This window comes from Shewanella sp. Actino-trap-3, from assembly GCF_002836275.1.
GTDB lineage: Bacteria > Pseudomonadota > Gammaproteobacteria > Enterobacterales > Shewanellaceae > Shewanella > Shewanella psychromarinicola.
Genome location: NZ_PJCE01000001.1, coordinates 377556 through 404213, shown reverse-complemented (window position 1 = coordinate 404213; position 26658 = coordinate 377556). Strand labels below are relative to the sequence as shown.

Annotated in this window: 20 protein-coding genes and 9 tRNA genes; 7 read left to right on the top strand and 22 right to left on the bottom strand. The window is 41.1% G+C overall.

Annotated features, from left to right (window positions below):
• Positions 1–215: 215 nt before the first annotated feature.
• Positions 216–3638: a hybrid sensor histidine kinase/response regulator gene (locus tag CXF80_RS01800; protein WP_101030587.1), complete on the bottom strand. Its 3423-nt coding sequence runs from the start codon at positions 3636–3638 to the stop codon at positions 216–218.
• Between the two features lie 256 nt (positions 3639–3894).
• On the opposite strand from CXF80_RS01800, the gene acs reads away from it, so the two are divergent.
• The 3 genes from acs to CXF80_RS01785 all read left to right on the top strand — a co-directional run bounded on the left by acs (position 3895) and on the right by CXF80_RS01785 (position 8207).
• Positions 3895–5847 (top strand): acetate--CoA ligase, encoded by a 1953-nt coding sequence (gene acs / locus CXF80_RS01795; RefSeq protein ID WP_101030584.1) that lies wholly within the window; start codon positions 3895–3897, stop codon positions 5845–5847.
• A gap of 286 nt (positions 5848–6133) precedes the next feature.
• Positions 6134–7867 carry a DEAD/DEAH box helicase gene (locus CXF80_RS01790; RefSeq protein WP_101034641.1) on the top strand — a complete coding sequence of 578 codons (1734 nt, stop codon included), beginning with the start codon at positions 6134–6136 and terminating at the stop codon, positions 7865–7867.
• Between the two features lie 79 nt (positions 7868–7946).
• Positions 7947–8207 carry a GrxA family glutaredoxin gene (locus CXF80_RS01785; protein ID WP_101030581.1) on the top strand — a complete coding sequence of 87 codons (261 nt, stop codon included), beginning with the start codon at positions 7947–7949 and terminating at the stop codon, positions 8205–8207.
• 69 nt (positions 8208–8276) lie between these two features.
• Here the strand turns inward: CXF80_RS01785 and CXF80_RS01780 are convergent, their stop codons facing one another.
• The 18 genes from CXF80_RS01780 to CXF80_RS01695 all read right to left on the bottom strand — a co-directional run bounded on the left by CXF80_RS01780 (position 8277) and on the right by CXF80_RS01695 (position 19283).
• Positions 8277–9428: a DcaP family trimeric outer membrane transporter gene (locus CXF80_RS01780; protein ID WP_101030578.1), complete on the bottom strand. Its 1152-nt coding sequence runs from the start codon at positions 9426–9428 to the stop codon at positions 8277–8279.
• Positions 9429–9930: 502 nt separating this feature from the next.
• Positions 9931–10022 (bottom strand) — tRNA-Lys (locus CXF80_RS01775).
• Positions 10023–10173: 151 nt separating this feature from the next.
• A tRNA-Lys gene (locus CXF80_RS01770) sits at positions 10174–10265 on the bottom strand.
• Positions 10266–10416: 151 nt separating this feature from the next.
• A tRNA-Lys gene (locus CXF80_RS01765) sits at positions 10417–10508 on the bottom strand.
• Between the two features lie 151 nt (positions 10509–10659).
• Positions 10660–10735 (bottom strand) — tRNA-Lys (locus tag CXF80_RS01760).
• Positions 10736–10824: 89 nt separating this feature from the next.
• Positions 10825–10900, bottom strand: a tRNA-Lys gene (locus CXF80_RS01755).
• A gap of 89 nt (positions 10901–10989) precedes the next feature.
• Positions 10990–11065: transfer RNA gene (locus CXF80_RS01750), tRNA-Lys, on the bottom strand.
• Positions 11066–11108: 43 nt separating this feature from the next.
• A tRNA-Lys gene (locus CXF80_RS01745) sits at positions 11109–11184 on the bottom strand.
• Between the two features lie 43 nt (positions 11185–11227).
• Positions 11228–11303, bottom strand: a tRNA-Lys gene (locus tag CXF80_RS01740).
• Positions 11304–11346: 43 nt separating this feature from the next.
• Positions 11347–11422 (bottom strand) — tRNA-Lys (locus CXF80_RS01735).
• Positions 11423–11834: 412 nt separating this feature from the next.
• Complete coding sequence (gene ybgF, locus CXF80_RS01730) at positions 11835–12572, bottom strand: tol-pal system protein YbgF (RefSeq protein ID WP_101030576.1); 738 nt, start codon at positions 12570–12572, stop codon at positions 11835–11837.
• A gap of 54 nt (positions 12573–12626) precedes the next feature.
• Complete coding sequence (pal, locus tag CXF80_RS01725; protein ID WP_101030573.1) at positions 12627–13163, bottom strand: peptidoglycan-associated lipoprotein Pal; 537 nt, start codon at positions 13161–13163, stop codon at positions 12627–12629.
• 23 nt (positions 13164–13186) lie between these two features.
• Positions 13187–14515, bottom strand: a complete 1329-nt coding sequence (tolB, locus tag CXF80_RS01720; protein ID WP_101030570.1) for a Tol-Pal system beta propeller repeat protein TolB — start codon at positions 14513–14515, stop codon at positions 13187–13189.
• 42 nt (positions 14516–14557) lie between these two features.
• On the bottom strand, positions 14558–15520 hold the full coding sequence (tolA, locus tag CXF80_RS01715; protein ID WP_101030567.1) for a cell envelope integrity protein TolA: 963 nt from the start codon (positions 15518–15520) through the stop codon (positions 14558–14560).
• Complete coding sequence (gene tolR, locus CXF80_RS01710; protein ID WP_101030564.1) at positions 15521–15949, bottom strand: protein TolR; 429 nt, start codon at positions 15947–15949, stop codon at positions 15521–15523.
• Complete coding sequence (gene tolQ, locus CXF80_RS01705) at positions 15949–16638, bottom strand: protein TolQ (RefSeq protein ID WP_101030561.1); 690 nt, start codon at positions 16636–16638, stop codon at positions 15949–15951. Before tolQ ends, tolR begins: the two co-directional genes overlap by 1 nt.
• Complete coding sequence (ybgC, locus tag CXF80_RS01700; protein WP_101030557.1) at positions 16628–17029, bottom strand: tol-pal system-associated acyl-CoA thioesterase; 402 nt, start codon at positions 17027–17029, stop codon at positions 16628–16630. The genes tolQ and ybgC overlap by 11 nt, the downstream gene beginning before the upstream one ends.
• A 1384-nt stretch (positions 17030–18413) precedes the next feature.
• The gene (locus tag CXF80_RS01695) at positions 18414–19283 is read right to left on the bottom strand and encodes a flagellar protein MotY (RefSeq protein WP_101030554.1); all 870 of its coding nucleotides are present in this window, start codon (positions 19281–19283) and stop codon (positions 18414–18416) included.
• Positions 19284–19470: 187 nt separating this feature from the next.
• On the opposite strand from CXF80_RS01695, the gene rnt reads away from it, so the two are divergent.
• Positions 19471–20136 carry a ribonuclease T gene (rnt, locus tag CXF80_RS01690; RefSeq protein ID WP_101030551.1) on the top strand — a complete coding sequence of 222 codons (666 nt, stop codon included), beginning with the start codon at positions 19471–19473 and terminating at the stop codon, positions 20134–20136.
• 141 nt (positions 20137–20277) lie between these two features.
• Here the strand turns inward: rnt and CXF80_RS01685 are convergent, their stop codons facing one another.
• The gene (locus CXF80_RS01685) at positions 20278–20883 is read right to left on the bottom strand and encodes a peroxiredoxin (RefSeq protein ID WP_101030547.1); all 606 of its coding nucleotides are present in this window, start codon (positions 20881–20883) and stop codon (positions 20278–20280) included.
• Between the two features lie 377 nt (positions 20884–21260).
• Here CXF80_RS01685 and CXF80_RS01680 point away from each other — a divergent pair, with 377 nt between their 5' ends.
• Positions 21261–22583, top strand: coding sequence for a Na+/H+ antiporter family protein (locus tag CXF80_RS01680; protein ID WP_101030544.1), 1323 nt, complete (start codon positions 21261–21263; stop codon positions 22581–22583).
• Positions 22584–22714: 131 nt separating this feature from the next.
• On the opposite strand, the gene upp is transcribed toward CXF80_RS01680, so the two are convergent.
• Entirely contained in the window at positions 22715–23341 is a 627-nt protein-coding gene (gene upp, locus CXF80_RS01675) for a uracil phosphoribosyltransferase (protein ID WP_101030541.1), read from the bottom strand.
• A 240-nt stretch (positions 23342–23581) separates the two neighbouring features.
• Between upp and purM the strand changes: the two genes are divergently transcribed.
• Together purM and purN are read left to right on the top strand one after the other, a co-directional pair.
• A complete protein-coding gene (gene purM, locus CXF80_RS01670) occupies positions 23582–24619 on the top strand; it encodes a phosphoribosylformylglycinamidine cyclo-ligase (protein WP_101030538.1) in 1038 nt (345 codons plus the stop codon).
• Positions 24619–25263, top strand: a complete 645-nt coding sequence (gene purN / locus CXF80_RS01665; protein WP_101030534.1) for a phosphoribosylglycinamide formyltransferase — start codon at positions 24619–24621, stop codon at positions 25261–25263. The genes purM and purN overlap by 1 nt, the downstream gene beginning before the upstream one ends.
• Positions 25264–25360: 97 nt before the next feature.
• Here purN and cysB read toward each other — a convergent pair whose 3' ends face one another.
• The gene (gene cysB, locus CXF80_RS01660) at positions 25361–26338 is read right to left on the bottom strand and encodes an HTH-type transcriptional regulator CysB (protein WP_101030531.1); all 978 of its coding nucleotides are present in this window, start codon (positions 26336–26338) and stop codon (positions 25361–25363) included.
• Between the last annotated feature and the right edge of the window lie 320 nt (positions 26339–26658).

Below are 26658 nucleotides of genomic sequence, written 5' to 3'. Positions count from 1 at the left end.
CAGATATAGGCTGCTTTAAGCCAAAATGACTGCATGTAAAGTGAGTCTACATCTTGTCTGTGTAGTCAAATGATACTGGGTGCACACTGTAATGTTTCGCGTTACTGCCAGCCGAAAAATAGCGTTCAAAAAAGTGTAGCGCCACGCTATTGCCTTATACCATCATCATAGCAAGCCTAAACGTTACGCCTAAATAATTAATATAATTGTAATGTTTACTTTTTAACTAGACTAGAAATTAACGCCCGCAATGCGGCTGGTTTAATCATTTTCGCCATATAGTGATAACCACGTCTTTCGACATCATCAACCAAATCTTTATTGGTATTAGCAGTAATCAAGATCCCAGGTAAATGCTCACCATATCGGCTGCGGATGCCATTCATCGCATCAATACCATTTTGGTCATCATCTAAGTGATAATCCGCTAACATAATGTCTGGGGCAACGCCTTTAAGACCTAATTTAATCCGTGCATCGGCAAGATCTTTGGCACATATAACTTCACATTGCCAACGGCTTAATAACGACTCTAGCCCCGCGAGAATCGCCTCTTCATTGTCGATACACAAGACTTTAATTCCCGCTAAAGGCTGCAATAATGTCGGTAAAGGCTTACTGCTTATTTGACTTATCGTTTTGCCTATTGGCACGGAAATCGAGAATATCGAACCATGACCTAAGGTCGAACTCACATGAATTTGATGATCAAGTACCTTGCTAATCCGATCGGCAATCGCTAATCCTAATCCCAAGCCACTGACATTACGGCTACTGGGATGATTTAGACGTTTAAACTCTTTAAAAATTTCTTGTATATCAAACTCATTAATCCCACAGCCAGTATCTAACACTTGGATCTCGATAAAGTCACCTCGATGACGGCAACCGAATAAGACTTTACCGCCACGAGCATAACGGTAAGCATTGGTTAAAAAATTCTGCAAAACACGCCGTAATAATGATGGATCTGAGTTTACAGTTGCCGTAGAGGGCACCATCGAAAAAGAGATCTGACTGTCACTTGCCATCGCATCAAATTCAACCGACAAACCGTTAATCACCTCCGCAATGGCAAAATCGCGGCGATTAACATCCACCATGCCCGAGTCGAGCTTAGAGATATCTAATAAATCGGTCAATAACTCGCCAGCTATTTTCAACGAACTATTCACATGGGTTAATGTCGTGCGGGCTTCGAGATCCAGATTAGGATATTGTGATAATGAGGCGGTAAATAATCTAGCCGCATTTAATGGCTGCATTAAGTCGTGGCCCACCGCTGCTAAAAAGCGTGTTTTAGACGCGTTAGCCAGCTCTTCCTGTGCTTTGGCTTCAAGTAATTCGCTGTTTGACATAGCCAGCTCATAGGTTCGCTCTTGCACGCGGCTTTCTAATGTTTCATTGGCTTCCAGCAAGGCTTTTTCTTGTAAACGATATTGAGTAATATCAGTAAAAGTCATCACAAAACCGCCGTCAGGCATAGGGTTACCTTGAATTTTAATCACCTTGCCATCTTGGCGTTCACGCTCTGAAGTGTGAGGGGTGCCATTACGCATGTGCTGTACTCGCACTGCGACTTGATCTTCAATATCTCCCGTACCACAAAAACCGCGCGAAGCATTAAACCGCACAATGTCAGCAATAGGCATACCTTGTTGTAAAAATCCTTCTGGATACTGATATAATTCTATATAGCGATAATTCCACGCAACTAAATTAAGATCTTTATCAACCACACTCATGCCTTCGTAAGCGTGTTCAATAGCGCCTCGCAACATATCCTGACTTAAAATAATTTTCGACGATGCTTCATCAACTAAACTAAAGACTTCATCAAGGCCCAAATCTCGGCCTTGCAGCACAGAATCCATCACTAATGAAGCACTTGATGCGCCCAAAACACCCGACAACATGTGTTCGGTGTGGGCGATTAATTCTTCAGGAGCCGTTTTGTACCAACTATCACTTTTAACCGCATCAGCCGAAAAACGGCTAAAGCTCTCATAAGCACGAGTGGGACTCACAAACCGGCTGGCCAAAATTAATAAATCTTGTTGTGAAATAGGCCCTTGACGTTTTTTAGAGTCTTGCTTTGATGACCAAGGCTTTACAAAATTACTCGCTTGAATACGCTCTGCAACGCCGGCTCTAAACCAAATAGAACCCAGTACATAACAAAAGATATTCGCTAACAAGGCGATCAACGTATCACTAACATTTGGGGTTATCGAATTAAGTAAACCAAACTCGCCACCAATCAAACGAGCTTCACCGGCACCTTGAAGTAAAATAAAACACCACAGACTAAAGCCCACAGCAAGACCAAGATAGACGCCGGATCGATTACCATGCTTCCAATATAAACCGCCAACTAATGCAGGCGCTAATTGAGAAAAAGCGCCAAATGACATCATCCCCAAATGTGAAAGTGAATCTCTGTCGGTAAACAGTAAATAACTCAAATAACCAAAACCTAGAATCACTACTATGGATAAACGGCGTACATTTAACAATAATTGAGAAAACTGACTAAAGTTCTTTTCTCTAATTTGCCCGGTTCGCAGTAAAAATGGCACCAGCCATTCATTACTGACCATCACGCTGATGGTAACCACTGCCACAATGACCATTCCTGTTGCCGCAGACAAGCTGCCTAACAAAGCAACAACGGCTAATATCGGTTGGTCGAGCACCAGAGGTAAGTTGATGACATAGGTATCTGCTGACACAGTATCACCCAATATCACTTTGCCAGCTAACGCCAATGGCGCAACAAATAGACCAAACAAAGCCAAATAAATCGGAAAAATCCAACGGGCTTTTTTCAGCACATGTTCGCCACCACACTCAACCACCATCACATGGAACTGTCTTGGCATACACATAAATGCCGCCATACCGACAAAAAGCTCAGGGAGAAACGACTCTAAACGAATATGACTATTTTCAATTAATGCTTTATCAGATGCCTGTTGCCAAATATCACCAAAACCATCAAAAACACCGAAACTAATAACGACACCAACAGAGATAAATGCGGCGAGTTTAACCAATGACTCAAATGCAATCGCCACCATCATCCCCGGATTATGTTCGGTAGCATCTAATTTACGAGTACCAAATAAAATGGCAAAAATGGCTAACAACATGGTGATCAATAATGGCACCGCCACTGGACTCAGCGGGTTATCATCGGGTTGGAATAAATTAAGACTAAATACCATCGCTTTAAGCTGTAAGGCGATATATGGCATGATGCCAAATAATGCAATAAGGGTGACTAATGCAGCCAACAATTGCGACTTTCCATAACGAGCGGCAATAAAGTCGGCAACTGAAGTGATGTTTTGTGCTTTAGACACCACGACCATTTTTCGTAGCATGCCAAACCCAAGGGTGAACACCAATATTGGGCCAACAAAAATAGGTAAAAAAGACCACAAATCATTGGCAGACTGGCCTACTGTGCCTAAGAAACTCCATGAAGAGCAATACACAGCTAAACTGAGTCCATAAATCCATACTTGGACTTTTTGGTTTATTTTACTAAACCACCGCTCTGCGCCCCATGCCAAAATAAACAGTAGAGACACATAACACACCGCAATCACGGCAACGATTAAGGTTAAGTTCATGAAACGTCCGATATCACTTTATTGTTATTAAAAATCTGTTTTATTTTTATCTAAAACATCATGTATTGAACATAAAACAACCTACATAAGAGAATTGTTATAAATGATAGACTAACTCTGCAGCTTTCCTTGTTATATTAACACGTGCAACAGACTAAATATTAAGGATATTTTAAAAATAGACCAAGGTCTAATAGTGCAAACAGCCCGTTGCAGATGATACTTTAACTACGCCATTTTTAGAAAGGGAAGCCCTATGAGCTCGCAGTCTCTTTACAAAGTTCCTAGCGACATAGCGAACAACGCACTGGTTAATAACGATCAATATAAGAAAATGTACCAGGAGTCCATTGTTAATCCAGAAGGTTTCTGGAGAGAGCACGGCAAACGCATTGATTGGATTAAACCTTATACTAAAATCAAGAAAACGTCATTTGATGATCATAACCTATCCATAAATTGGTTTTATGACGGTACGCTCAATGCCTCTGCCAATTGTTTAGATCGTCACCTCGAAGAATACGGCGATAAGCTGGCCATTATTTGGGAGGGCGATGACGCAAACGAACAGCGCAAATTGACTTATGCAGAACTGCATAACGAAGTCTGTAAGTTTGCTAACGCGCTGCGCAGCCAAGGGGTAAATAAAGGCGATATCGTCACTATCTACATGCCTATGGTGCCTGAAGCTGCAGTTGCCATGCTGGCTTGCGCGCGCATTGGTGCAGTTCATTCAGTGGTATTTGGCGGCTTTTCACCAGACTCGATTGCAGCAAGGGTGATTGACGGTAAATCAAAAGTCTTGATTACCGCTGACGAAGGTGTTCGTGCTGGTCGTAAAATCCCTTTAAAACGCAGTGTTGATGAAGCTATATCAAATCCTGATGTAACTTGCGTCGAGAAGGTCATTGTATTTAAGCGAACTGGTGGTGATGTAGATTGGGTTGAAGGCCGAGATGTTTGGTGGCATTCACTCATGGAAGTCGCTTCAGAGTATTGCATACCCGCTGAAATGAACGCCGAAGACCCCCTGTTTTTGCTTTATACCTCTGGCTCTACTGGTAATCCTAAAGGTGTGCTGCATACCACTGGCGGTTATATGGTGTATGCCTCAATGACACACGAATACGTTTTTGACTATAAAGCTGACGAAGTATATTGGTGTACTGCTGATGTGGGTTGGATTACCGGCCATTCTTATATGGTATATGGTCCTTTTGCTAATGCCGCCACGGTATTAATTCATGAGGGCGTACCTAATCATCCTACACCAGCTCGATTAGGTGAAATGATTGACCGCCATAACGTCAATATTCTTTATACCGCGCCAACCTTAATTCGGGCATTAATGGCTGAAGGTAAAGAACCGTTTAACAGTTACAAAGGTGACTCATTGCGGATTATGGGCTCTGTTGGTGAACCAATAAACCCAGAAGCATGGCGTTGGTACCATGAAGTGGTTGGCCATGAAAACTGCCCAATCGTCGATACTTGGTGGCAAACTGAAACGGGTGGCATTTTAATCAGTCCACTACCGGGTGCAACAGATACAAAACCTGGCTCCGCAACGCGACCCTTTTTTGGTGTACAACCGGCACTGGTTGATAACATGGGTGATCTTGTAGAAGGGACGGGTGAAGGTAACTTAGTTATCCTAGATTCGTGGCCAGGACAAATGCGCACCGTTTTTGGTGATCACGACAGATTCGCCCTCACCTACTTCAAAACCTTTCGTGGTATGTATTTTACCGGTGATGGTGCTCGTCGTGATGAAGATGGCTACTATTGGATCACGGGTCGAGTCGATGATGTGATTAACGTTTCAGGACATCGCTTAGGCACCGCAGAAGTTGAAAGTGCGTTAGTGTCCCATGAACTCGTTGCTGAGGCTGCCGTGGTAGGTTACCCCCATGACATTAAAGGCCAAGGTATTTATGCTTATGTCACTTTGACTCGTGGTGTTGAACCGACTGAAGAATTACGTCAAGAGTTACGCCAATGGGTACGTAAAGAAATTGGTGCCCTTGCCACACCGGATCTTATCCAATGGGCCAGTGGTTTACCTAAAACGCGTTCGGGTAAAATTATGCGTCGATTCTTACGTAAAATTGCGGCTAACGAAGTAACCAACTTAGGTGATTCTTCAACATTGGCAGATCCAGCAGTCATAGATACGCTAATTGAATATCGTTTGAACAAAACGGAGTAATTGCTTCAACCATTGTCATTGATCTATCCACCCTGAGAAATCCTGACCAATTTCTCGTTTCGCCCCTCATTTAGAGGGGCTTTTTTTAAACTTAATATGAGATCCCGTCTACGTTACTGTCTCCTAAGTAACTGATCGTCTGTTCGCAATATAACACCGCTGTATGTTTATCGACTTCAGTCAAAGTCAATTCACTTTATGTAATATAGTTATATCAGCCATTGGCTATGTTAAGCTTTATAAAAACCAGATTAATACTATCGATAAATTGAAAGACTCATCCCTCATGCCCGTTAACATCACTTTACGTGATTATCAACAACACTCCGTCGACGCTGCAATTGCCCATTTCAAGCAAAGCCAGCAATCCGCGGTGTTGGTTCTTCCCACTGGCGCGGGTAAAAGTATCGTGATCGCCGAATTAGCGCGTATTGCCAATGGCAACGTACTGGTATTAACTCACGTAAAGGAATTAGTCGCTCAAAATGCACAAAAAGTGGGCTTACTCACACAACAAGCAAATATTTACTCTGCTGGGTTAAATCAAAAAAAAGCCAATGGCAAAACGGTGGTTGCCAGCGTCCAATCTGCCGCTCGGGCTTTGACAAAATTTACACAACCGTTTTCATTAGTCATTATAGATGAGTGCCACCGAGTCAGTAACGAGTCAACTAGCCAATATCAACAACTGCTCACACACCTTAAAGCACGTAATCCCGATATTAAACTACTTGGGTTAACCGCCACGCCTTATCGCCTTGGTGTAGGCTGGATTTATCGACTCCACTACCACGGGAAAGTGGGCAATATAGACACCCCCGTTTTTGATAAATGTATCTTTGAACTGCCAATGCGGCCATTAATTAGCCAAGGATACCTCACCAAACCGATTATTTTCGATGGGCTGAGTGCCCAATATGACTTTAGCGCACTAGCCCCCCATGACAGCGGCGAATATCCGCAAATAGAAATAGACTCCTTGCTTCATCATCAAGGACGAGCAACCACCGCTATTATCAAACAAGTAAAACAACTTGCCGAACTCCGCAAAGGAGTGTTGATTTTTGCTGCCACAGTCAGGCATGCCAATGAAGTAATGGATCTTTTAGATAAAGATGCCGCATTAATTACCGCTCAAACACCTCATGTCGAACGTGATGACATCATTGAACGCTTTAAGGCCCAACAACTCAAGTACATTGTTAACGTTGCCGTGTTAACCACAGGCTTCGATGCACCTCATGTTGACCTTATCGCCATATTACGACCTACTGCTTCAGTTAGCTTATTCCAGCAAATGATTGGCCGAGGTTTACGTTTGGCGCCGGATAAAACAGACTGCTTAATCATTGATTATGCCGCTAATGGCTATGATTTATTTTATCCAGAAGTCGGTCAAGTAAAACCCAATAGCAAATCAGTACCAGTTCAAGTGCATTGTCCTGTGTGTCAATTTGCCAATACCTTTTGGGGGATTGTTGATGGCGATGGCGATATTGTCGAACATTATGGCAGACGCTGCCAAGGATTAATCAATGATCAACAGCAGTGTGATTTTAGATTTAGATCAAAATCCTGTCCTGACTGTGGGGTTGAAAACGATATTGCAGCACGTATTTGCCACAGCTGCCAATCAACCTTGATTGATCCTGATAAACGGTTAAAGCAGGTCCTTAACGCTCAGCATCATCATTTATTTAAATGTCAGCAAATGTTGTTGCACGACCAAGATAGTAAGTTACTTATTCAATATATTGATATTGAAGGTAATGATTTTAAACAAACTTTTAGCTTTGAGACACCTGCGCAACGTAAAGCTTTTTATGCGGTGTTTGTTCTCAGTCATACTCGCACTCCAGGCCTGCGTCATCCTCAATATAACAAGGTAGTAGATGTATTGGCGGATCAAACTCGATTTAGAAAACCTGATTTATTATTGTTGAAGAAAAATAAACATCGCTGGGATTTAGTCGACTCATTTTTTGACTATCAAGGCAAATATAAAATCGATATGAGTTAAAACAAAATTAATTGGGTTGAATTACCATTTGAAAAATACTTATGGTATAAAATGCCCATATCATTAAACAGGAGTCACCATGTTTGTAGTTATTTTTGGCCGCCCAGCTTGTCCATTTTGCGTTCGTGCTGTGGAACTATCAGAAAAGTTAGCCGCACAAAGTGAAGATTTCAAATTTAAATATATCGATATTCATGCTGAAGGTATCACTAAAGCTGATTTATCAAAAAGTGTAGGTAAAACAGTAGAAACCGTTCCACAAATCTTTATTGATGAAAAGCCTATTGGTGGTTGCACCGAATTCGAAGCTTATATTCGTCAAAACAATCTACTCAATTAAGTTTTATTTCTTAAAAGTAACAAGGCAACCTATTTGGTTGCCTTGTTATTATTCGCTCTAATGCTAAATCTAAATGGCATATTTCGCTGAAAACAGAATGCGATTTAAGTCACCATCGAAACCGTCTTCACGCTCATTCAAAGCATACATATATTCAACCCCAAATGTCACTGGCTTTGAAGGTGAGAACAATAAGTTAACATAGCTAGAATAGGCCTCTTTGTTAACTGAGCCACCAGTAAGGGCTACATCATTATCTGCGCTAAAACCTGAGAATGTCACACTAGAACGCCATTGCTCTGACCACCAGTGACGATACGACACAAATCCACCAAAGGATTTAATCGCTTGAATTTCACCGTTTGAATCAAGTACGCCTGCATTGGCATAATTTAGCGCCATGTAACGACCTAGTCCCTCACCGTAAGTAGCCGTAAACTTAAGATCATCTTTACCAACAGGGATAACACCAGCAAAACTGACGCCATAGCCCAGCTCAGAGGTATCGTATACGGTAGTACCGACAACTTGCTCTAAATCTATTTGCCTTACAATCGCAGCAAGCGAAAGTGCAGAACCATTTGCAGTACTAAAGTTATAACGACCGACAACATCAGGTACAACCCCACTACCACTGGTAATTCGACCACCACCACCTAATGGCGTGACTGTCGTTTCGGGATTTTCAATCGAGAATTGCCAATTACCACTGGTATATCTAAGTAGTGATTGTCTAACAAACGGTGTTCCTTCAGCCGCACCAACAAAGTCTAAGTTCTCAGGTAAAGCGCCTGGATTTTGAAAAGTAGTCCACGTTTGTCCTACAGTCCAATTGTCATAACTCATAAATGCATGACGTATGCGTGGAGAATAGCTGTTAGAAACTCGTTCGTTACCATCAGTATGTGTCAAAAAATCCAGTTCAATAAAACCAGTTAGTTTATGCCCTTCAACATCGGTAACGGTTTTAAAATTAAAACGTGACTCACGAGCTTGAAAATCGACAACTTGCTTACCATTTCCAGTTGTCCCGTAAATAGTGCCTGGCACATAAAACTGACGAGACAATGAACCTGAGTCAGGCGCCCCGTTGCCATAATCACTAAACATCACATCTGCTTTAATATAACCACCAAAAGTCATTTCAGTAGCCGCCTGAGCACTCCCACTCATAGCCAATAAAGCGCCAGCAACATAAAGACTTATCTTTTGTTTTTTCATTATTATCTCCCTATTTATATTGTTCTAATCCTAATTAATATGAGCTAATTAACAAGCACGCAACATTAGCAATAAGTCTATGAGACAAAAGTAAACAAGTATTCCCTTAACAATCAAAGCCCACACATTTGCATTATGCGTGTGATAAAAGCTTATAAAAATGCAACAAAGAGATATAGAAAGTCAGCTGATTATGTAAAGTGTTTTATTTGAATTTAATCAGCTATTTAGGAATTAACTCAGAAGTAATAATAAATAGCGGGTAGTGAAGGAAGGGGCCGAAACTTCGACTCATGGATTATAAGCCAACTGCAGCTATTGATTTAACAAAGAGGAACTGAGCTAACGACCCATCTTGGTTTTGCAAGAATTGATATTCTTACTAGAACAAAGCCAACTGTCGGCGTTTAAAAGCCTGTAGAACTAATGGCTAGTTTTAGCCTATGAGAGATGTGTAATGGTTGGATTATCTGGAAGTTTAAATTGGGGAGATATAAAAAAGTGGTGGGTCGTGAAGGATCCGAACCTTCGACCAATGGGTTAAAAGCCAACTGCAGCTATTGATTTAACAAAGAGGAACTGAGCTAACGACCCATCTTGGTTTTGCAAGAATTGATATTCTTACTGGAACAAAAGCCAACTGTCGGCGTTTAAAAGCCTGTAGAACTAATGGCTAGTTTTAGCCTATGAGAGATGTGTAATGGTTGGATTATCTGGAAGTTCAAATTGGGGAGATATAAAAAAGTGGTGGGTCGTGAAGGATCCGAACCTTCGACCAATGGGTTAAAAGCCAACTGCAGCTATTGATTTAACAAAGAGGAACTGAGCTAACGACCCATCTTGGTTTTGCAAGAATTGATATTCTTACTGGAACAAAAGCCAACTGTCGGCGTTTAAAAGCCTGTAGAACTAATGGCTAGTTTTAGCCTATGAGAGATGTGTAATGGTTGGATTATCTGGAAGTTCAAATTGGGGAGATATAAAAAAGTGGTGGGTCGTGAAGGATCCGAACCTTCGACCAATGGGTTAAAAGCCAACTGCAGCTATTGATTTAACAAAGAGGAACTGAGCTAACGACCCATCTTGGTTTTGCAAGAATTGATATTCTTACTGGAACAAAAGCCAACTGTCGGCGTTTAAAAGCCTGTAGAACTAATGGCTAGTTTTAGCCTATGAGAGATGTGTAATGGTTGGATTATCTGGAAGTTCAAATTGGGGAGATATAAAAAAGTGGTGGGTCGTGAAGGATTCGAACCTTCGACCAATTGGTTAAAAGCCAACTGCTCTACCAACTGAGCTAACGACCCATCTTGGTTTTGCAAGAATTGATATTCTTACTGGAGTGAAATAACCCCATCGGTATAACATTTAAATTATTTAGCCACTATCTAAAAAGTGGTGGGTCGTGAAGGATTCGAACCTTCGACCAATTGGTTAAAAGCCAACTGCTCTACCAACTGAGCTAACGACCCATCTTGGTTTTGCAAGAATTGATATTCTTACTGGAGTGAAAAAGCCCCATCGGTATAGCCTTTAAATTATTTAGCCACTATTTAAAAAGTGGTGGGTCGTGAAGGATTCGAACCTTCGACCAATTGGTTAAAAGCCAACTGCTCTACCAACTGAGCTAACGACCCATCTTGATATAGCCTTTAAATTATTTAGCCACTATCTAAAAAGTGGTGGGTCGTGAAGGATTCGAACCTTCGACCAATTGGTTAAAAGCCAACTGCTCTACCAACTGAGCTAACGACCCATCTTGATATAGCCTTTAAATTATTTAGCCACTATCTAAAAAGTGGTGGGTCGTGAAGGATTCGAACCTTCGACCAATTGGTTAAAAGCCAACTGCTCTACCAACTGAGCTAACGACCCATCTTGATATAGCCTTTAAATTATTTAGCCACTATCTAAAAAGTGGTGGGTCGTGAAGGATTCGAACCTTCGACCAATTGGTTAAAAGCCAACTGCTCTACCAACTGAGCTAACGACCCATCTTGATATAGCCTTTAAATTATTTAGCCACTATCTAAAAAGTGGTGGGTCGTGAAGGATTTTTGCAAGAACTGATATTCTTACGGGAACAAAAGCCAACTGTCTCTATTTCAAGACCAACTAAGCTAACGACCCATCTTGGTTTTGCAAGAACTAATATTCTTACGGGAACAAAAGCCAACTGCCTCTATTTCAAGACCCACTGAGCTAACGACCCATCTTGGTAACTAAAAGACCATAACTTAAAACCACAGAGACTGTAGACTAAGTAATTACCTTCTAACACCCCCAAAAGGCTATGCCGTTCTGAGGGCGCCTATAATACCTTTTTCAATTTCTCATGCAAGCGCAAATGTATAATTTCTTGTTGTTTGCATGAAAAACAGACTAAGAGGCGGTTTTTTGGCTTAACTAGCCTTTTAATGCTAATAATTGCTGTTGAGCTAGTCGTGCAGAGGCACTGTCGGCATACTCTTTGATAACTTTGTTATAAAGCGCTTTAGCACCTGCAAGATCATTTTCTTCTTCTGCAATCATGCCAAGTTTGACCAAACTGTCGCCACGCTTATTTGAATCTGCAAATTGACTAACCACTGTGCTAAATGCTTGTTTAGCATCACTGAATTCATTTTTGTTGTACAACAATTGGCCTAACCAATAGTTTGCATTAGCTGCATAATTTGATTCTGGGTATTTGGCTATGAAATTACGAAAAGCAGGGATTGCTTCATCATATTTGCGTTCTTTAAGGACCAAATTCACTGCGGCCTCATAGCTTCCTGTTTCACCCAAAGTTGAACTAGCTGCTGCGACCGAAGTGGCATCCGCTTGAACTGGCGCAGCGGGTGTTGATGACTGAGCAGTAAGATTTGCAATATCTTCATACAGCTGTCGTTGACGCTGTAACATTTGATTCATTTGATAATTTTGTTGCTCAGTAATGCCTCTTAAATCCAACACTTCATTTTGCAATACATCCATACGACGTTGCATCTCAAAATCGCCTTGTTGCTTTGCTTTCATGATGCGCTCTAACCTTGAGACTCTGTCATCATTCGAACCTCCTGCAACATCTTCAACAGGCGCTGGAGCGGCTAAAACAGTTGCCGTTGTGAAGAACATTGCCGCAACTAATATGGCTTGTTTCATTTTTATCTCCTAAAAAAGGCCAACCGATAACGGTTGGCCTTGTTCTTCATACCTTTAGTAAACTAACACACCACGACGGTTTTTACCAAAACCAGTATCGCTACGAGAATAATCTAATGGCTTTTCTTCGCCATAACTGACTACGCTCATTTGGCTAGGCTGTACGCCCATACTCTGCAAATACTTTGCAATCGCTTTGCCACGTCGCTCACCTAGTGCAATGTTGTATTCAGGAGTACCACGTTCATCGGCATGACCTTCGATCAAAACACGAACATTTGGGTTTCCAACTAAATAATTACCGTGTGCTTGAAGAATTTCAGCATTTTCGCTTTGAACTTCACTGCGGTCAAAATCAAAGTAAATGATATTTTGACGACGTAATTCCTGTTCTTTTAAACGCTGCTGTTCTGCAGAACTTAGCACAGGTGCTACACCACCAGTTTCAACACCACCAGCACCATATTCACTACCAGTACCACTCATAGAACCGCTAGCATCAGTTTCCGAGTCTGAAGTTGAACTACAGGCACCCAGTGCCATAAGCGGAACTGCAACCAACATAGCTTTAAACAACTTATTCAGATCCATTTTAAATCCTTATCAATATCTATTTAGAGAAACGGAGACCATGCTGGTGACTTCACCTCGCCCTGGCCGACAGGCAATCTTGCTTTAAATCTGCCATCCATAGAAACAGCAGCTAACACTTGTTTACCTTGATGGGTTGTACCGTAGATAACCATAGTGCCATTAGGGGCAACACTTGGCGATTCATCAAGTTGAGTTGATGAAAGCACCTGCATAAAGCGTGTTGCAAGATCCATTCGAGCAATATGGAACTTACCGTTAGTACGGTTTACAAAAATCATACTACGACCGTCTGGGGTAATTGAACCACCTAGGTTCCATTCTCCTTCAAAAGTCATACGCGAGACTTTATTTGTATCTAAACTTACGCGATATAACTGCGGCTTACCACCACGTTCAGAAGTAAATAAAATTGATTTGCCGTCTGGGAACCAAGAAGGTTCAGTATCAATTGCGTAATGTTCTGTAATGCGTCGAGTTGTCTTGGTAGCAATATCGACGACATAAACTTCTGGCTGACCATCCTTTGACAATGTAACCGCTAACTTTTTCCCATCGGGAGAAAATGCTGGCGCGCCATTAATGCCATCAAAACTACTCACCAGAGTACGAGTTTGGCTATAGATGTCTTGAACAAAAATTTCGGCTTTTCTATTTTCAAAACTCACATAGGCTAAACGACGTCCATCTGGAGACCAAGCCGGTGACATCAATGGCTCTGGTGAACGTAATAACATTTGTTCATTATAACCATCATAATCAGCAATCATAAGATGGTAAGGTGCTTTTTGACCTTGTTTAACCACAACATACGCAATACGAGTTAAAAACGCACCACGGATCCCCGTGAGTTTTTCATAAACAATATCACTTATACGGTGACCATATTGTCTAAATTGGTTTGCACTGATAACGGTTTCACGACTTTCAAGCAATAACTCACTGTTATTCTGAGGCCCTTTTCCCGCTTGAAGCTGTGCTTTGACTAAATCAATCAACTCAAAACTCACTAAGTATTTATCAGCGCCATAGGGTTTAACCGTGCCAACAACAACTGCTTCAGCTTCTACATTAGCCCAGCTCTGAGCCGTAAAACCGTTTACTGAAGAAATAGTTGACTGTGGCAATGCACGCACATCAAGCGTTTTAAATGTACCACTGCGAGCCAAATCAGATGCGACCACATCAGAAATAGATTCTGGAGCAGGCCCTTGTCCTTGCCAAACAAAAGGAACTACGGCAATGGGTCTCGCGGCATCAACCCCTTCAGTAATCACAATCTCTAACGCTGCGCGCGCGGGAGTAGTTAACACTATCAATACCAGTGTTAGCCATTTAGCCAAATTTTTCATGGGACTCCTTTTACTCAATTCCATCATTAAATACCATTGATCTTAATTAAATTCCGGTGAAACAGTTAAATTAATTTCTTTTAATTGCTGATAAACAGCCGGTTCAGGCGATACGGGTAACCGTCCAGCTTTATTTATAGACGCTTTGGCCGCTCGACAAACTACCTGATCACCGTCCAACGTTTGGCTTGTAGTAACAAAGCCATCAGACGCTAAACGAATAAATACCCGGCAGCTTTTACCACGCATTGATTCATCAACTACTAAGTTACGTTGAATAGTGGCAATAATCATGGCTTTATACTTATCGACTTCTGACAACACTTGCCTATTACGCGTTTTAGAAAGCGAGTCTTGTTCTGCAGACATTGCCTCTGCCATTTCACGCTCTTGACGCGCTTTAGTGTCGGCTTCGGCTTTGCGTTTACGCTCAGCTTCTTCTTTGCGTTTACGTTCATCATCAGCTCGTTGACGTTCTTGTTGAGCTTTTTTCGCAGCAGCCTCTTCTTGCTTACGTTTTTCAGACGCTAGCTTGGCGGCATCTTCTGCAACTTTTTGTTCCTGCTCTTTCTGCTTACGCACAACTTCAGCTTTGTCTGCCCGATCTTTTTCAAGCCGTTGTTTTGCCTGAGCCGCTTTCGCCGCATCATTGGCCTTTTGAGTTTCCTGCTCTTTTTGTTTACGCTGGATCTCTAATGTCTTAATTTTGTCTTGCTCGCGTTCACGCTCGCGACGCGCTTCCAATGCTTTACGTTCTAACTCAGCTTGACGTACCTTTTCTTGATTAGCCACATCTTGTTTTTGCTTCTTTAATTGCTCAACTCTATCATTTACTTTCTGTTGATCAATCACAATAGCTTGCATGGCCGGCGCACTTGCCGCTGCAGTTTGCATTTGCTTGGGCTTATCATCAAAACTAATGCCTAGAGCAAGGATGACAATAAACCCAATATGAATACCGGCAGAAATAGAAACGGGTACGGTTAAATCTGATTTTCCAGCCACCTATTTCTCCTTCGGTGAATCAGTCATTAACCCAACGGCTGGCACACCAGCACCTTGCAAACTAATCATTAATTGAATAACGCTTTCATAAGGTATGGTGCGGTCAGCTTTGACTACCACGGGTCTTAATGGTTCAAGCTGAATTAATGCTCCGACTTCCGTAGATACTTGCTCTATGTCCATCGCTTGAGAGTTAGAGCTACTACCAGTATTCAAAAAGTATTGCCCAGCAGCGTCAATTGATGCCACGATTGGAGGCTTACTGTCAGGTGGTAACGATTCCGCATTACCCTGAGGTAATTCTACTTTAACCCCTTGCGAAACAATTGGCGCTGTCACCATAAAAATAATCAACAACACCAACATGACATCGATATAAGGTACAACGTTGATTTCTGCAATTGGACGATGACGTTTACGCTGATACATTAAACGGCTTCCTTCTCGCTATATGCTTGACGTTGCAATATGTTGGAGAATTCTTCCATAAAGTTAGCATAAGTCATTTCAATTTTATCAACTTGCGTTGTAAAACGGTTATAACCAATAACGGCTGGAATAGCAGCAAATAAACCCATTGCCGTTGCAATGAGTGCTTCAGCAATACCCGGTGCAACCATAGCTAACGTGGCATTTTCTACCGAACCCAGTGCGATAAAGGAATTCATAATTCCCCAAACGGTACCAAATAAACCAATGTATGGGCTAGTTGAGCCAATTGTTGCCAATAGAGGCAAATTGTTTTCAAGTTTTTCCATTTCTCGCGACAAACTCACTCGCATTGCTCGAGATGTTCCATCCATAACGGCTTGTGGAGCTTTACTGTTTACTTTACTCAAACGAGTATATTCTTTGAAACCAGCCACAAACATGGCTTCTAAACCAGAGATCGCACTACCACGTGCAATCAATTCTTTATAAAGACGATTTAAATCAACACCAGACCAGAAAGTGTCTTCAAAACGTAATGATTTAACTCTTGCTGAAGTTAATAATTTGTTGCGTTGAAGGATCACGGCCCATGAGGCAATCGATAATGCCAACAAGGTCAGCATAACTAACTTTACCAACACACTGGCTTCTAAAAACAAACCAATAAATGAAATTTCAGCGTGCACTGTCAAACTCCTGAACAATATTTAGGGGAATAGCGCGGGGACGCATACGTGATAAAGATATACACGCAACAACCACTGTCGCTTCACAATAGCAATCACCTTGATGATCAACTAGGCGCTGGTGAAATACCAACGACACTTTTTTTAATTCTATAACCTTGGATTCAACAACTAAATCCTGTTCAAACTTTGCCGCTTTACGAAAATCTATTTCTACATGTTTAACGACAAAAGCAATATCTTCTGCCAACAGTTCTGCTTGGCGAACACCCAGTGCTTTTAACCATTGAGTACGAGCTCGTTCAAAAAATTTTAAGTAATTCGAATGATACACAACACCACCCGCATCGGTATCTTCGTAATAGACTGAAATAGGCCAAACAAACATAATTTGAACATCAATTTTTAGGTTGTAAAAGTTGGCTTACTATACCGAGTACCAACACGCTTGTGAATAATGTACTAAGTGAAAAGCAGACTTTATTTTGCTCAAAATGCGCTTAAACACACGAAAAACCTCAGAAACTGTAAGAGATGAAGCTTTATTAATGTATTTTCCAAAAAAATTAACGACCTATTAAACAAAACATGGCATACAAATAAAACATTTATTGGTGACAACGGCCTAGTTCTAGCCACTTAAAAACCTAAAAAAGCCTTAAAAGCAACGCGGCCAAGGTGAACGTAAACCGCGCACTGCAACTTATCATCCCACGCCCTGTAAAATGTAAACATGAATAAAATATCATCTAATAATATTGGATGCTTACGTTGTCAGTAATCAAGTCTTCAGTGATTCAAGAAGGGAGATTATTCAGCGCGTTTATCACTGGATATGAACTTAGCCTCACAAAGACATTTTCGGAGTTTATTCTGTTTCAGATATAAGTAGCTTGATGATGTTTACCTTGGTTAAGAGCCATATTTATCAACATCAAGAAGATAAACATGCTTTATGTCACAGCAAGATATATTCTATTTGTTAAATAATATTGTTTTAAAATTAACTAATCCGAATAATTATGCATTAAATGTATATAACAAACTAAAAAACCACTATATAAGCCGTTCAGCGTATAAAAACCATATTAAGATCACTAAAAAGCATTAGTTTTACTAATCATAATGCGTATTTTTTCTAGTTTGCCAGATGAGTGTATTCATTCTACTATGACCTTGTTTTCAGGACACATCTGATTTAGATGTTGAAAACCAAGAACGCCAAACTGATGTAACCCAATACTTCAGTTATCCTTAGTTCTTATGTTTGACTTCCTTCCTTAAATTTGTTGATTGCAAATTATTTAGCCCACTTGGATTAAGTGGGTCTTTTTTTGCCTTTTTTTCAGTATCTTCATAAACAAACTTATAAGCGAACAAATTAGAGCATTTCAATTCAAGCCATTTAATGGAGAAAAAATTGAGTCTTTCTAATCAATATGGAGGAAAACGAGACACGCTTGCATCGCTTTACTCGTTAGGCTCTAAAAGAGCAACAATCGTTTGCAAATGACTCTTTTATATTAGTATTAGCTTGGTCTAACGAATGTTGAATGACCGCCGAGTGAGGCCTTATTGATGAGCGTTGATATAATGCCTTAGCGTGGAAAACCCGTTTATTGATTATTATTTATATCTCAATGGTATCGAGAAAAAGAGGCTACTGTGGCGGAATATACATACAACAACTGAATAAATAGATAGCTAATCTTGTTACGGGCTAAATAGGGTCAATACTGCGCTTAGTAGTGCAGTTAATAAGACATTAGGTGGGTTTATATCGGCTTGGTTATTTTAATCACAACTCTGCGGTTCATCTTACGTTCTTCAGCAAGGTCATTGCCAGTAACATGACGTTTTTCGCCATGCCCCTCGGTATGAATACGATCTTTAGTAATACCGCTAGCAATTAAAATATTTTTCACTGAGTCAGCCCGTTTATCTGACACCTTTTGGTTAACCAAGCGCCCACCGTAGCTGTCAGTGTAAGCATCAATAAGAACGAGTTCCACTTCAGAGTCATAAGACAAATAGCGCTGTATTTTTTGTAATTGGTGGGTAGAGAAACGCGTCAGATCGACCCCGCCTTCTTGGTAATGTAATACCGTAAAAGCAATATCATCAAAACTGTAAGGCAGCAAATTAGCTAAACAAGCACGAAACTCACGATATTTACCGCCAAAATTAGCCGACGACAATCCCACTGCAATCTTAGCGTTGTGATTATACCAATCAGCATAGTAAAAAGTGGGTTCCATTCCTTGACTCAATTCATTCAACATCGACCAAGCGGCTTTTTTGGGTACTTCACCATTAAATTGCTTGTTGTAAGTCAGTTGGGTGATTTCTTTGGAATTATGCCCAGGACGCCAACTCGGAGCTCGGCTAATTAATGTTGCCTTGGTCACCGCATCAGGCTTAAGCCACATATCTAAGGTGAAGTTTAAATTCAAATCTTTACCTGCCCTACTGGTAAACACCGCGCGACCATAGTCAGGAATATCATGTTCAAGACGACACTCTATCGGATTACTCTCACCAATGCGCCATGCTGAGTTTTCGAGCGACGCCACGTAGTGCCTCAAATCAGCATTAGCCGTTGAGCAAAGACACAAACTTGCGAGAATTATCAGTTTTCGCCACATAAAAACACCCTATATACCTGATTACATACTTTCTATCGGCCACAAAGTCAGTTCCTTTAGTCAACAATCATGTTTAATCGATGATAAAAACCACAATCAAACATGACACTGAGCTTGAGTTTGCGCATAATACTCGGCCTACATCATTTGCACCGATGAATGATAGCTATTGAGGATAAAGACTGTAATGACTGATATTTGCGACGCTAATAAGTTTAAACACCGCTTTCGTGGTTATTTCCCTGTTGTTATCGATGTCGAAACTGCGGGTTTTAATGCCAATACCGATGCGTTGCTTGAAATTGCCGTCAGCTTATTAAAAATGAATAGTGATGGGGTCATTGAACTTGATAAAACCCTTCATTTTCATATTGAGCCTTTTGAGGGCGCGAACCTAGAGCCTGAATCTTTAGCTTTTAATGGTATCGATCCCACCAACCCACTTCGTGGTGCGGTAGACGAAAAAGTCGCTTTGTTAGAGATTTTTAAAGAAGTCAAAAAAGCCCAAAAGGCAGTAGATTGTCATCGCAGTATTATTGTCGCTCACAATGCCGCTTTTGACTTAGGGTTTGTGAACAAGGCCATAGAACGAAACGGTTTAAAGCGCTCTCCTTTTCATCCTTTTGCGAGCTTTGATACCGCAACACTTGCTGGCCTTGCTATTGGGCACACGGTATTGGCTAAAGCGTGTAAAATGGCTGGCATCGATTTCGACAACAAAGAAGCGCATTCAGCATTATATGATACCGAACGCACCGCCGAATTATTTTGCCTTATCGTCAATCGTTGGAAAGCATTAGGTGGTTGGCCATTAGCCGCTGTGGAAGAGAAGAGCGATCCAGCCAGCGAATAATGGATACTAGGTAACTTCCGCTCGGGATAACAATTGCATCTCAAGCAGGCTATATCGCCCTAGAACGGTCGATAAAAATAGTAATATTACTCAATAAAAAAGCTGCCGAAGCAGCTTTTTTATTGTCTCTAATCCGCTAGATTATAGCTTGTCAGAGTTATCTCTTAAGTATGCTGCGACACCTTCTGTGCTAGCAGTCATGCCTTTTTCGCCTTTTGACCAGCCAGCAGGACAAACTTCACCGTGCTCTTCATGGAACTGAAGAGCGTCGATCATACGGATCATTTCGTCAACGTTACGGCCTAATGGTAAATCGTTAACCACTTGGTGACGAACTTGGCCTTCTTTGTCTACTAAGAAAGAACCACGGAAAGCCACGCCAGCTTCTGGATGCTCAACGTCGTATGCTTTACAAATTTCATGTTTAACGTCAGCAACTAGTGTGTATTTAACTTGGCCAATACCCCCCTTGTCTACTGGAGTGTTACGCCATGCGTTATGAGTGAACTGTGAGTCAATTGAAACACCAATCACTTCAACACCACGCTTGGTGAACTCTTCCATGCGGTGATCAAAAGCAATTAGCTCTGATGGGCATACAAAAGTAAAATCGAGTGGGTAGAAGAAAATAACCGCAGGCTTACCTTTAATTGCGGTAGCGAGGTTAAATGTGTCAACAATCTCACCAGAACCAAGAACGGCTGCTGCGGTAAAATCTGGGGCTGGACGGCCTACTAATACGCTCATTATCTATCTCCATTTAATGGCTTAAACATTCAACAACGGTAAAGCGTTCTTGCTAATTGTGATCTACTTAACAATTGACTATGCCGTTGGGACTTATATCAGAGGTATACCATACATCTAATTTAGCGGACTTATAAGTTATTTCAAATGAAAATGGGTTTACCTGCTGAAAAATAAAACATGCTGACCCACTAAATAATAACTGTCGAATATTACAAAAATGATTTGCTGACATGACCTAGGCAAACATTATCCACAACGGCAAGCAATATTGATTGAAAAATCGGCATAAATAAGTAAAAAGTCGATATACGCTGGACAAATATGCTGTAGACAGTCAAGAATAGCCGCCTCACTTACTTTTATGAAATATAATTATGAATGCGGTTGTTATCGCGGTTTGCTTAATGCTTTTTTTAAGCTTTATTCGAATTAACGTTGTGGTCTCGTTAACCATTAGTGCTGTTGTGGCGGGTTTAGTTGGTGGATTAGATATTCATCAAACAATAGCAGCCTTTAATGACGGACTCGGCGGCGGAGCTCAAATTGCATTAAGTTATGCATTGCTTGGCGCGTTTGCGGCGGCATTGTCACATTCGGGCTTAACAACGTTAATTTCCCATTCAATTATTAAAAAGCTCGGCAAAGAACCCAATAGTGGTAATACTCAAGTGGTACGTTGGTTGTTATTGGTCACAATACTGTTAATGGCTATTTCATCGCAAAATATTTTACCTATTCACATCGCCTTTATTCCGATCCTTATTCCACCATTATTACATGTCATTTCGAAGCTACATATCGACCGCCGTCTTATAGCCTGTATTCTAACGTTCGGCTTGGTCACCACTTATATGATATTACCTATCGGTTTTGGCGGAATTTTCCTCAATGACATCCTTTTAGCAAATTTGAACATTAATGGTTTAAATGCAGTCGGTGAACAAATTCCTAAGGCAATGTTATTACCTGCTATGGGCATGGTTGTTGGTCTACTCACGGCGATATTTATCAGTTACCGCAAACCTAGACAATATATTATTGAACAACCTGTGATAAATGACAGCATTTCAACCACGATTAGCCGAAAAAGTCTGTTGATATCATTATCAGCAATAGTGGTGACTTTAGTGGTTCAATTACAAACTGATTCAATGATATTTGGTGCATTAAGCGGATTTATTATTTTCCGTTTTTCAGGGATTATTAAACATGAAGTGAGTAAAGACCTGTTCGACCAAGGTGTGCATATGATGGCCAACATTGGCTTTATTATGATTGCAGCAGCAGGTTTTGCCGCCGTGCTTAAGTCGACCGGGGAAGTCGGCACACTGGTGACGTCTCTAGGCGACATGATAGGTGACAACAAAGCAATAGCCGCATTATTGATGCTTATTGTTGGCTTATTGATTACCATGGGCATTGGCTCTTCGTTTTCAACCATTCCGATTATCGCCACCATTTATGTACCGTTAGCACTCAGTTTTGGTTTTTCTGTCGCGGCAACCATTGCCCTTGTCGGTACCGCAGCCGCGCTTGGTGACGCAGGTTCGCCAGCATCGGATTCAACGCTAGGTCCCACAGCAGGTCTTAATGCCGATGGGCAACATGATCATATTCGCGACAGCGTGATCCCAACGTTCATTCACTATAATATTCCACTGCTCGTTTTTGGTTGGATTGCTGCGATGGTGCTTTAACATTCAACAGCCGCCTACGGCTTATCAAGATAGAAATAAAAACGGGAGCCTCAATAAAGGCTCCCGTTTTTATGGTCTCGCACATGATGTTAATCATACCGAGCCTGGGTATCTACAATCCGTATAACGAATTATTTGGTACCAAATATCTTATCGCCCGCATCACCTAAACCTGGCAAGATATAACCTTTCTCGTTTAAGCAATCATCAATCGCTGCAGTGTACAATTCAATATCAGGGTGAGCTAGTTCAAGGGCTTTAATGCCTTCAGGCGCAGCAACCAAAACTAAAGCTCTAATTGAAGTACAACCACGTTTTTTCAGCAGGTCGATTGTCGCAATCATTGAACCGCCAGTGGCTAACATTGGGTCAACCACTAAAGCGATACGCTCGTCTACATTACTGACTATTTTTTCAAAATAAGGCACAGGCTGAAGTGTTTCTTCATCACGATAGATACCGACAACAGAAATACGTGCACTGGGAAGATGCTCAAGTACGCCATCCATCATGCCTAAACCCGCACGTAAAATAGGCACTACAGTCACTTTTTTACCTTTAAGTTGCTCAATATTGACCGGACCATTCCAACCATCAATTGTCACCGTTTCCGTTTCAAAATCAGCGGTGGCTTCATAGGTTAATAAACTGCCAACTTCTGTAGCAAGTTCACGAAATCGTTTGGTGCTGATATCCGCTTCACGCATCAAACCGACTTTATGACGAACCAGAGGATGCTTTACTTCAACGACTTTCATTTATTTCTCCTAGATTTCTGACTATTTCAGGCAAATTTGATAAATGTTAGACGATTTATCCTATCTATAAAACATAAAGTTTCAAAATTGCAGTAAATCGTGACCTAAACCAATAAAAATAGGTAATTCATCGTTTTATTTATAGGATAAAGTAAAAACATGACTTTCGACTCGGGACACAAACTGGTAGAATATCGGCGCATAAAATTCCATAAAACGATGTACCCTAGAGGATCCTCCGTGACCACTCCTACCCCCCTAAGTTACAAAGATGCCGGCGTTGATATCGATGCAGGTAATGCGTTAGTAAACAACATTAAATCAGCGGTAAAACGCACTCGTCGTCCAGAAGTTATGGGCAATTTAGGTGGTTTTGGCGCATTGTGCGAATTACCGACTAAATACAAACACCCAGTACTTGTTTCTGGCACTGATGGTGTTGGCACCAAATTAAGATTAGCCATTGATTATAAAAAGCATGACACCGTAGGCGTTGATTTAGTTGCTATGTGTGTCAACGACCTGATTGTTTCAGGTGCTGAACCGCTTTTCTTCCTCGATTACTATGCGACTGGTAAGCTTGACGTTGCAACGGCGACCTCGGTTGTCAGTGGAATCGCAGAAGGTTGTTTCCAATCAGGTTGTGCATTAATCGGTGGCGAAACAGCTGAAATGCCCGGCATGTATGAAGGCGAAGATTACGATCTTGCCGGATTTTGTGTTGGTGTTGTTGAAAAAGCAGATATCATTGATGGTACAAAAGTAAAAGCGGGTGACTCACTCATTGCGCTTGGTTCAAGTGGTCCTCACTCAAACGGTTACTCGTTAATCCGTAAGGTATTAGAAGTCAGCAAAGCGGACCCGCAACAAGATCTTGCTGGTAAGCCGTTAATTGACCATTTACTTGAGCCGACAAAAATTTATGTTAAACCTTTATTGAAACTGATTGAACAATCAGATATTCACGCAATGGCGCACATTACTGGTGGTGGATTCTGGGAAAATATCCCACGAGTACTTCCTGATGATTGTAAAGCTGTGGTAAAGGGTGACTCTTGGCAATGGCCAGTGGTGTTCGATTGGTTAATGACAAACGGCAATATTGCACAACATGAAATGTTCCTAACATTTAACTGTGGTGTAGGTATGGTTATTGCGCTGCCAACAGACAAAGTGGATGCCGCATTAGCATTATTAACCGCAGAAGGCGAAAATGCATGGTTGATAGGTGAAATTGCAACGCGTCAAGGCGACGAAGAGCAAGTGGAGATCATCTAATGACCCAAAGCTGTCGTGTTGTGGTATTGATTTCCGGTAAGGGCAGTAATCTTCAAGCTATCATTGATGGTTGTGACGATAACCTAAAGGCTGACGTTGTTGGTGTGATCAGTAACAAGCCGGATGCTTATGGATTAATTCGCGCTCATCAAAGCGAAATTGATACCAGTTGCGTTATTCCTTATATCAATGAAGTACGCAGCGATTACGATGCCCGTTTATTAAAAACAATAGAGAAATACCAACCAGATCTGATTATTCTTGCGGGTTTTATGCGTATTTTGACCGATGAGTTTGTTCGCCATTTCCTTGGGAAAATGATTAATGTTCATCCATCATTATTGCCTAAGTATACAGGATTACATACACATCAACGTGCTATCGATGCAGGCGACACTGAACATGGCGCTAGTGTGCATTTTGTTATCCCTGAACTCGATGCTGGACCGGTGATATTGCAAGCTAAAGTCCCTATTTACCCTGAAGATGATGCTGAAATATTAGCCAGGCGTGTTCATGAACAAGAACATGCTATTTATCCTCTGGTGGTAAAATGGTTTAGCTTAGGTCGTTTAGCGATGACTGATGGTAAAGCCTATTTGGATAACGAGTTAATTGGTGGATCGGGTTACGCGCCAGATTAATATCAATTAATCCGTGATTAAGCTTTTATATTGATTATAAAAAAACCTCGCCGATGAGCGAGGTTTTTTATACGATACACATTACCGATATTCAGTACTATCGTACCGGTAATGCCATGTCAGCAAACATTTCATCAATCAGTTGTTGATCTCGAAGCCCGACTGCTTTTTCAACCACGTCTCGGGTTAAATGCGGTGCAAAATGTCGCATAAAGTCATACATGTAGCTGCGTAAAAAACTACCACGTCTAAAGCCGATTTTAGTTGTACTATGAGCAAACAGATGACTTGCATCAATCGCCACTAAATCATTATCAACAGCAGGATCGATTGCCATAGAAGCAATCACCCCTACCCCAAGCCCTAAACGTACGTAAGTTTTAAGCACATCGGCACTGGTGGCACTAAATACCACTCGCGGATCGAGATCTGCACGTTTAAATGACTTTTCAATTTCAGACGCTTTATCAAAACCAAAAACATAAGTCACCAATGGAAACTTGGCTAAATCTTCAATGCTAACTTTTGTTGATTGGGAAGCCAGCGGGTGATCACGAGTCACGACAATTGAGCGATTCCAATGATAACAAGGCAGCATAATTAAATCGGTATATAAATGCATAGCTTCTGTCGCAATTGCAAAGTCCGAATCACCTCTAGCGGCTTGCTCACTAATTTGTGAAGGTGTGCCTTGATGCATATGTAAATTCACTTTAGGATAGCGTTTGATGAATTCACCAATAATTTGCGGCAGAGCATATCGAGCCTGAGTGTCCGTAGTAGCAATATTCAATTCGCCCTGATTCGGTTTAGTATATTCTTCAGACACCTTTTTAATACTATCGACCTTGCCTAGTATATCATTAGCTATATCAATAACTTGCTGACCGGCTGGGGTTACATGAGTAAGGTGTTTACCACTACGACCAAATATTTGAATGCCCAATTCATCTTCTAACATTCTGACTTGCTTACTAATCCCAGGTTGTGAAGTATAGAGATTCTCAGCTGTTGATGACACATTTAGGTTGTGTTTCACAACCTCTGCAATATATCTAAGTTGCTGCAGTTTCATGGTTTTATCCTTGATTTAACCGTCACTCATCTGCAAAATATGCAAATAAGAACAAATCGATCGTTGTTTTACATAACAAGAACAATCGTTCAACTATAATAAAACGTTATATGATAAATGAAATGTAATACAAATAGGAATAACGAGCAAGTAAAATCACCTCTTAAATAATTCACTGAGCTTTTGATAAACATTGTGATTCATCTGTTTAATGATTTATCAACAAAACGACTTATTATTCAACGACAGCCGCGATAACATACGCTAAGATATAGAATCATTTTGATGATATTTTGTCAGGACTATTTATTCCAACATCA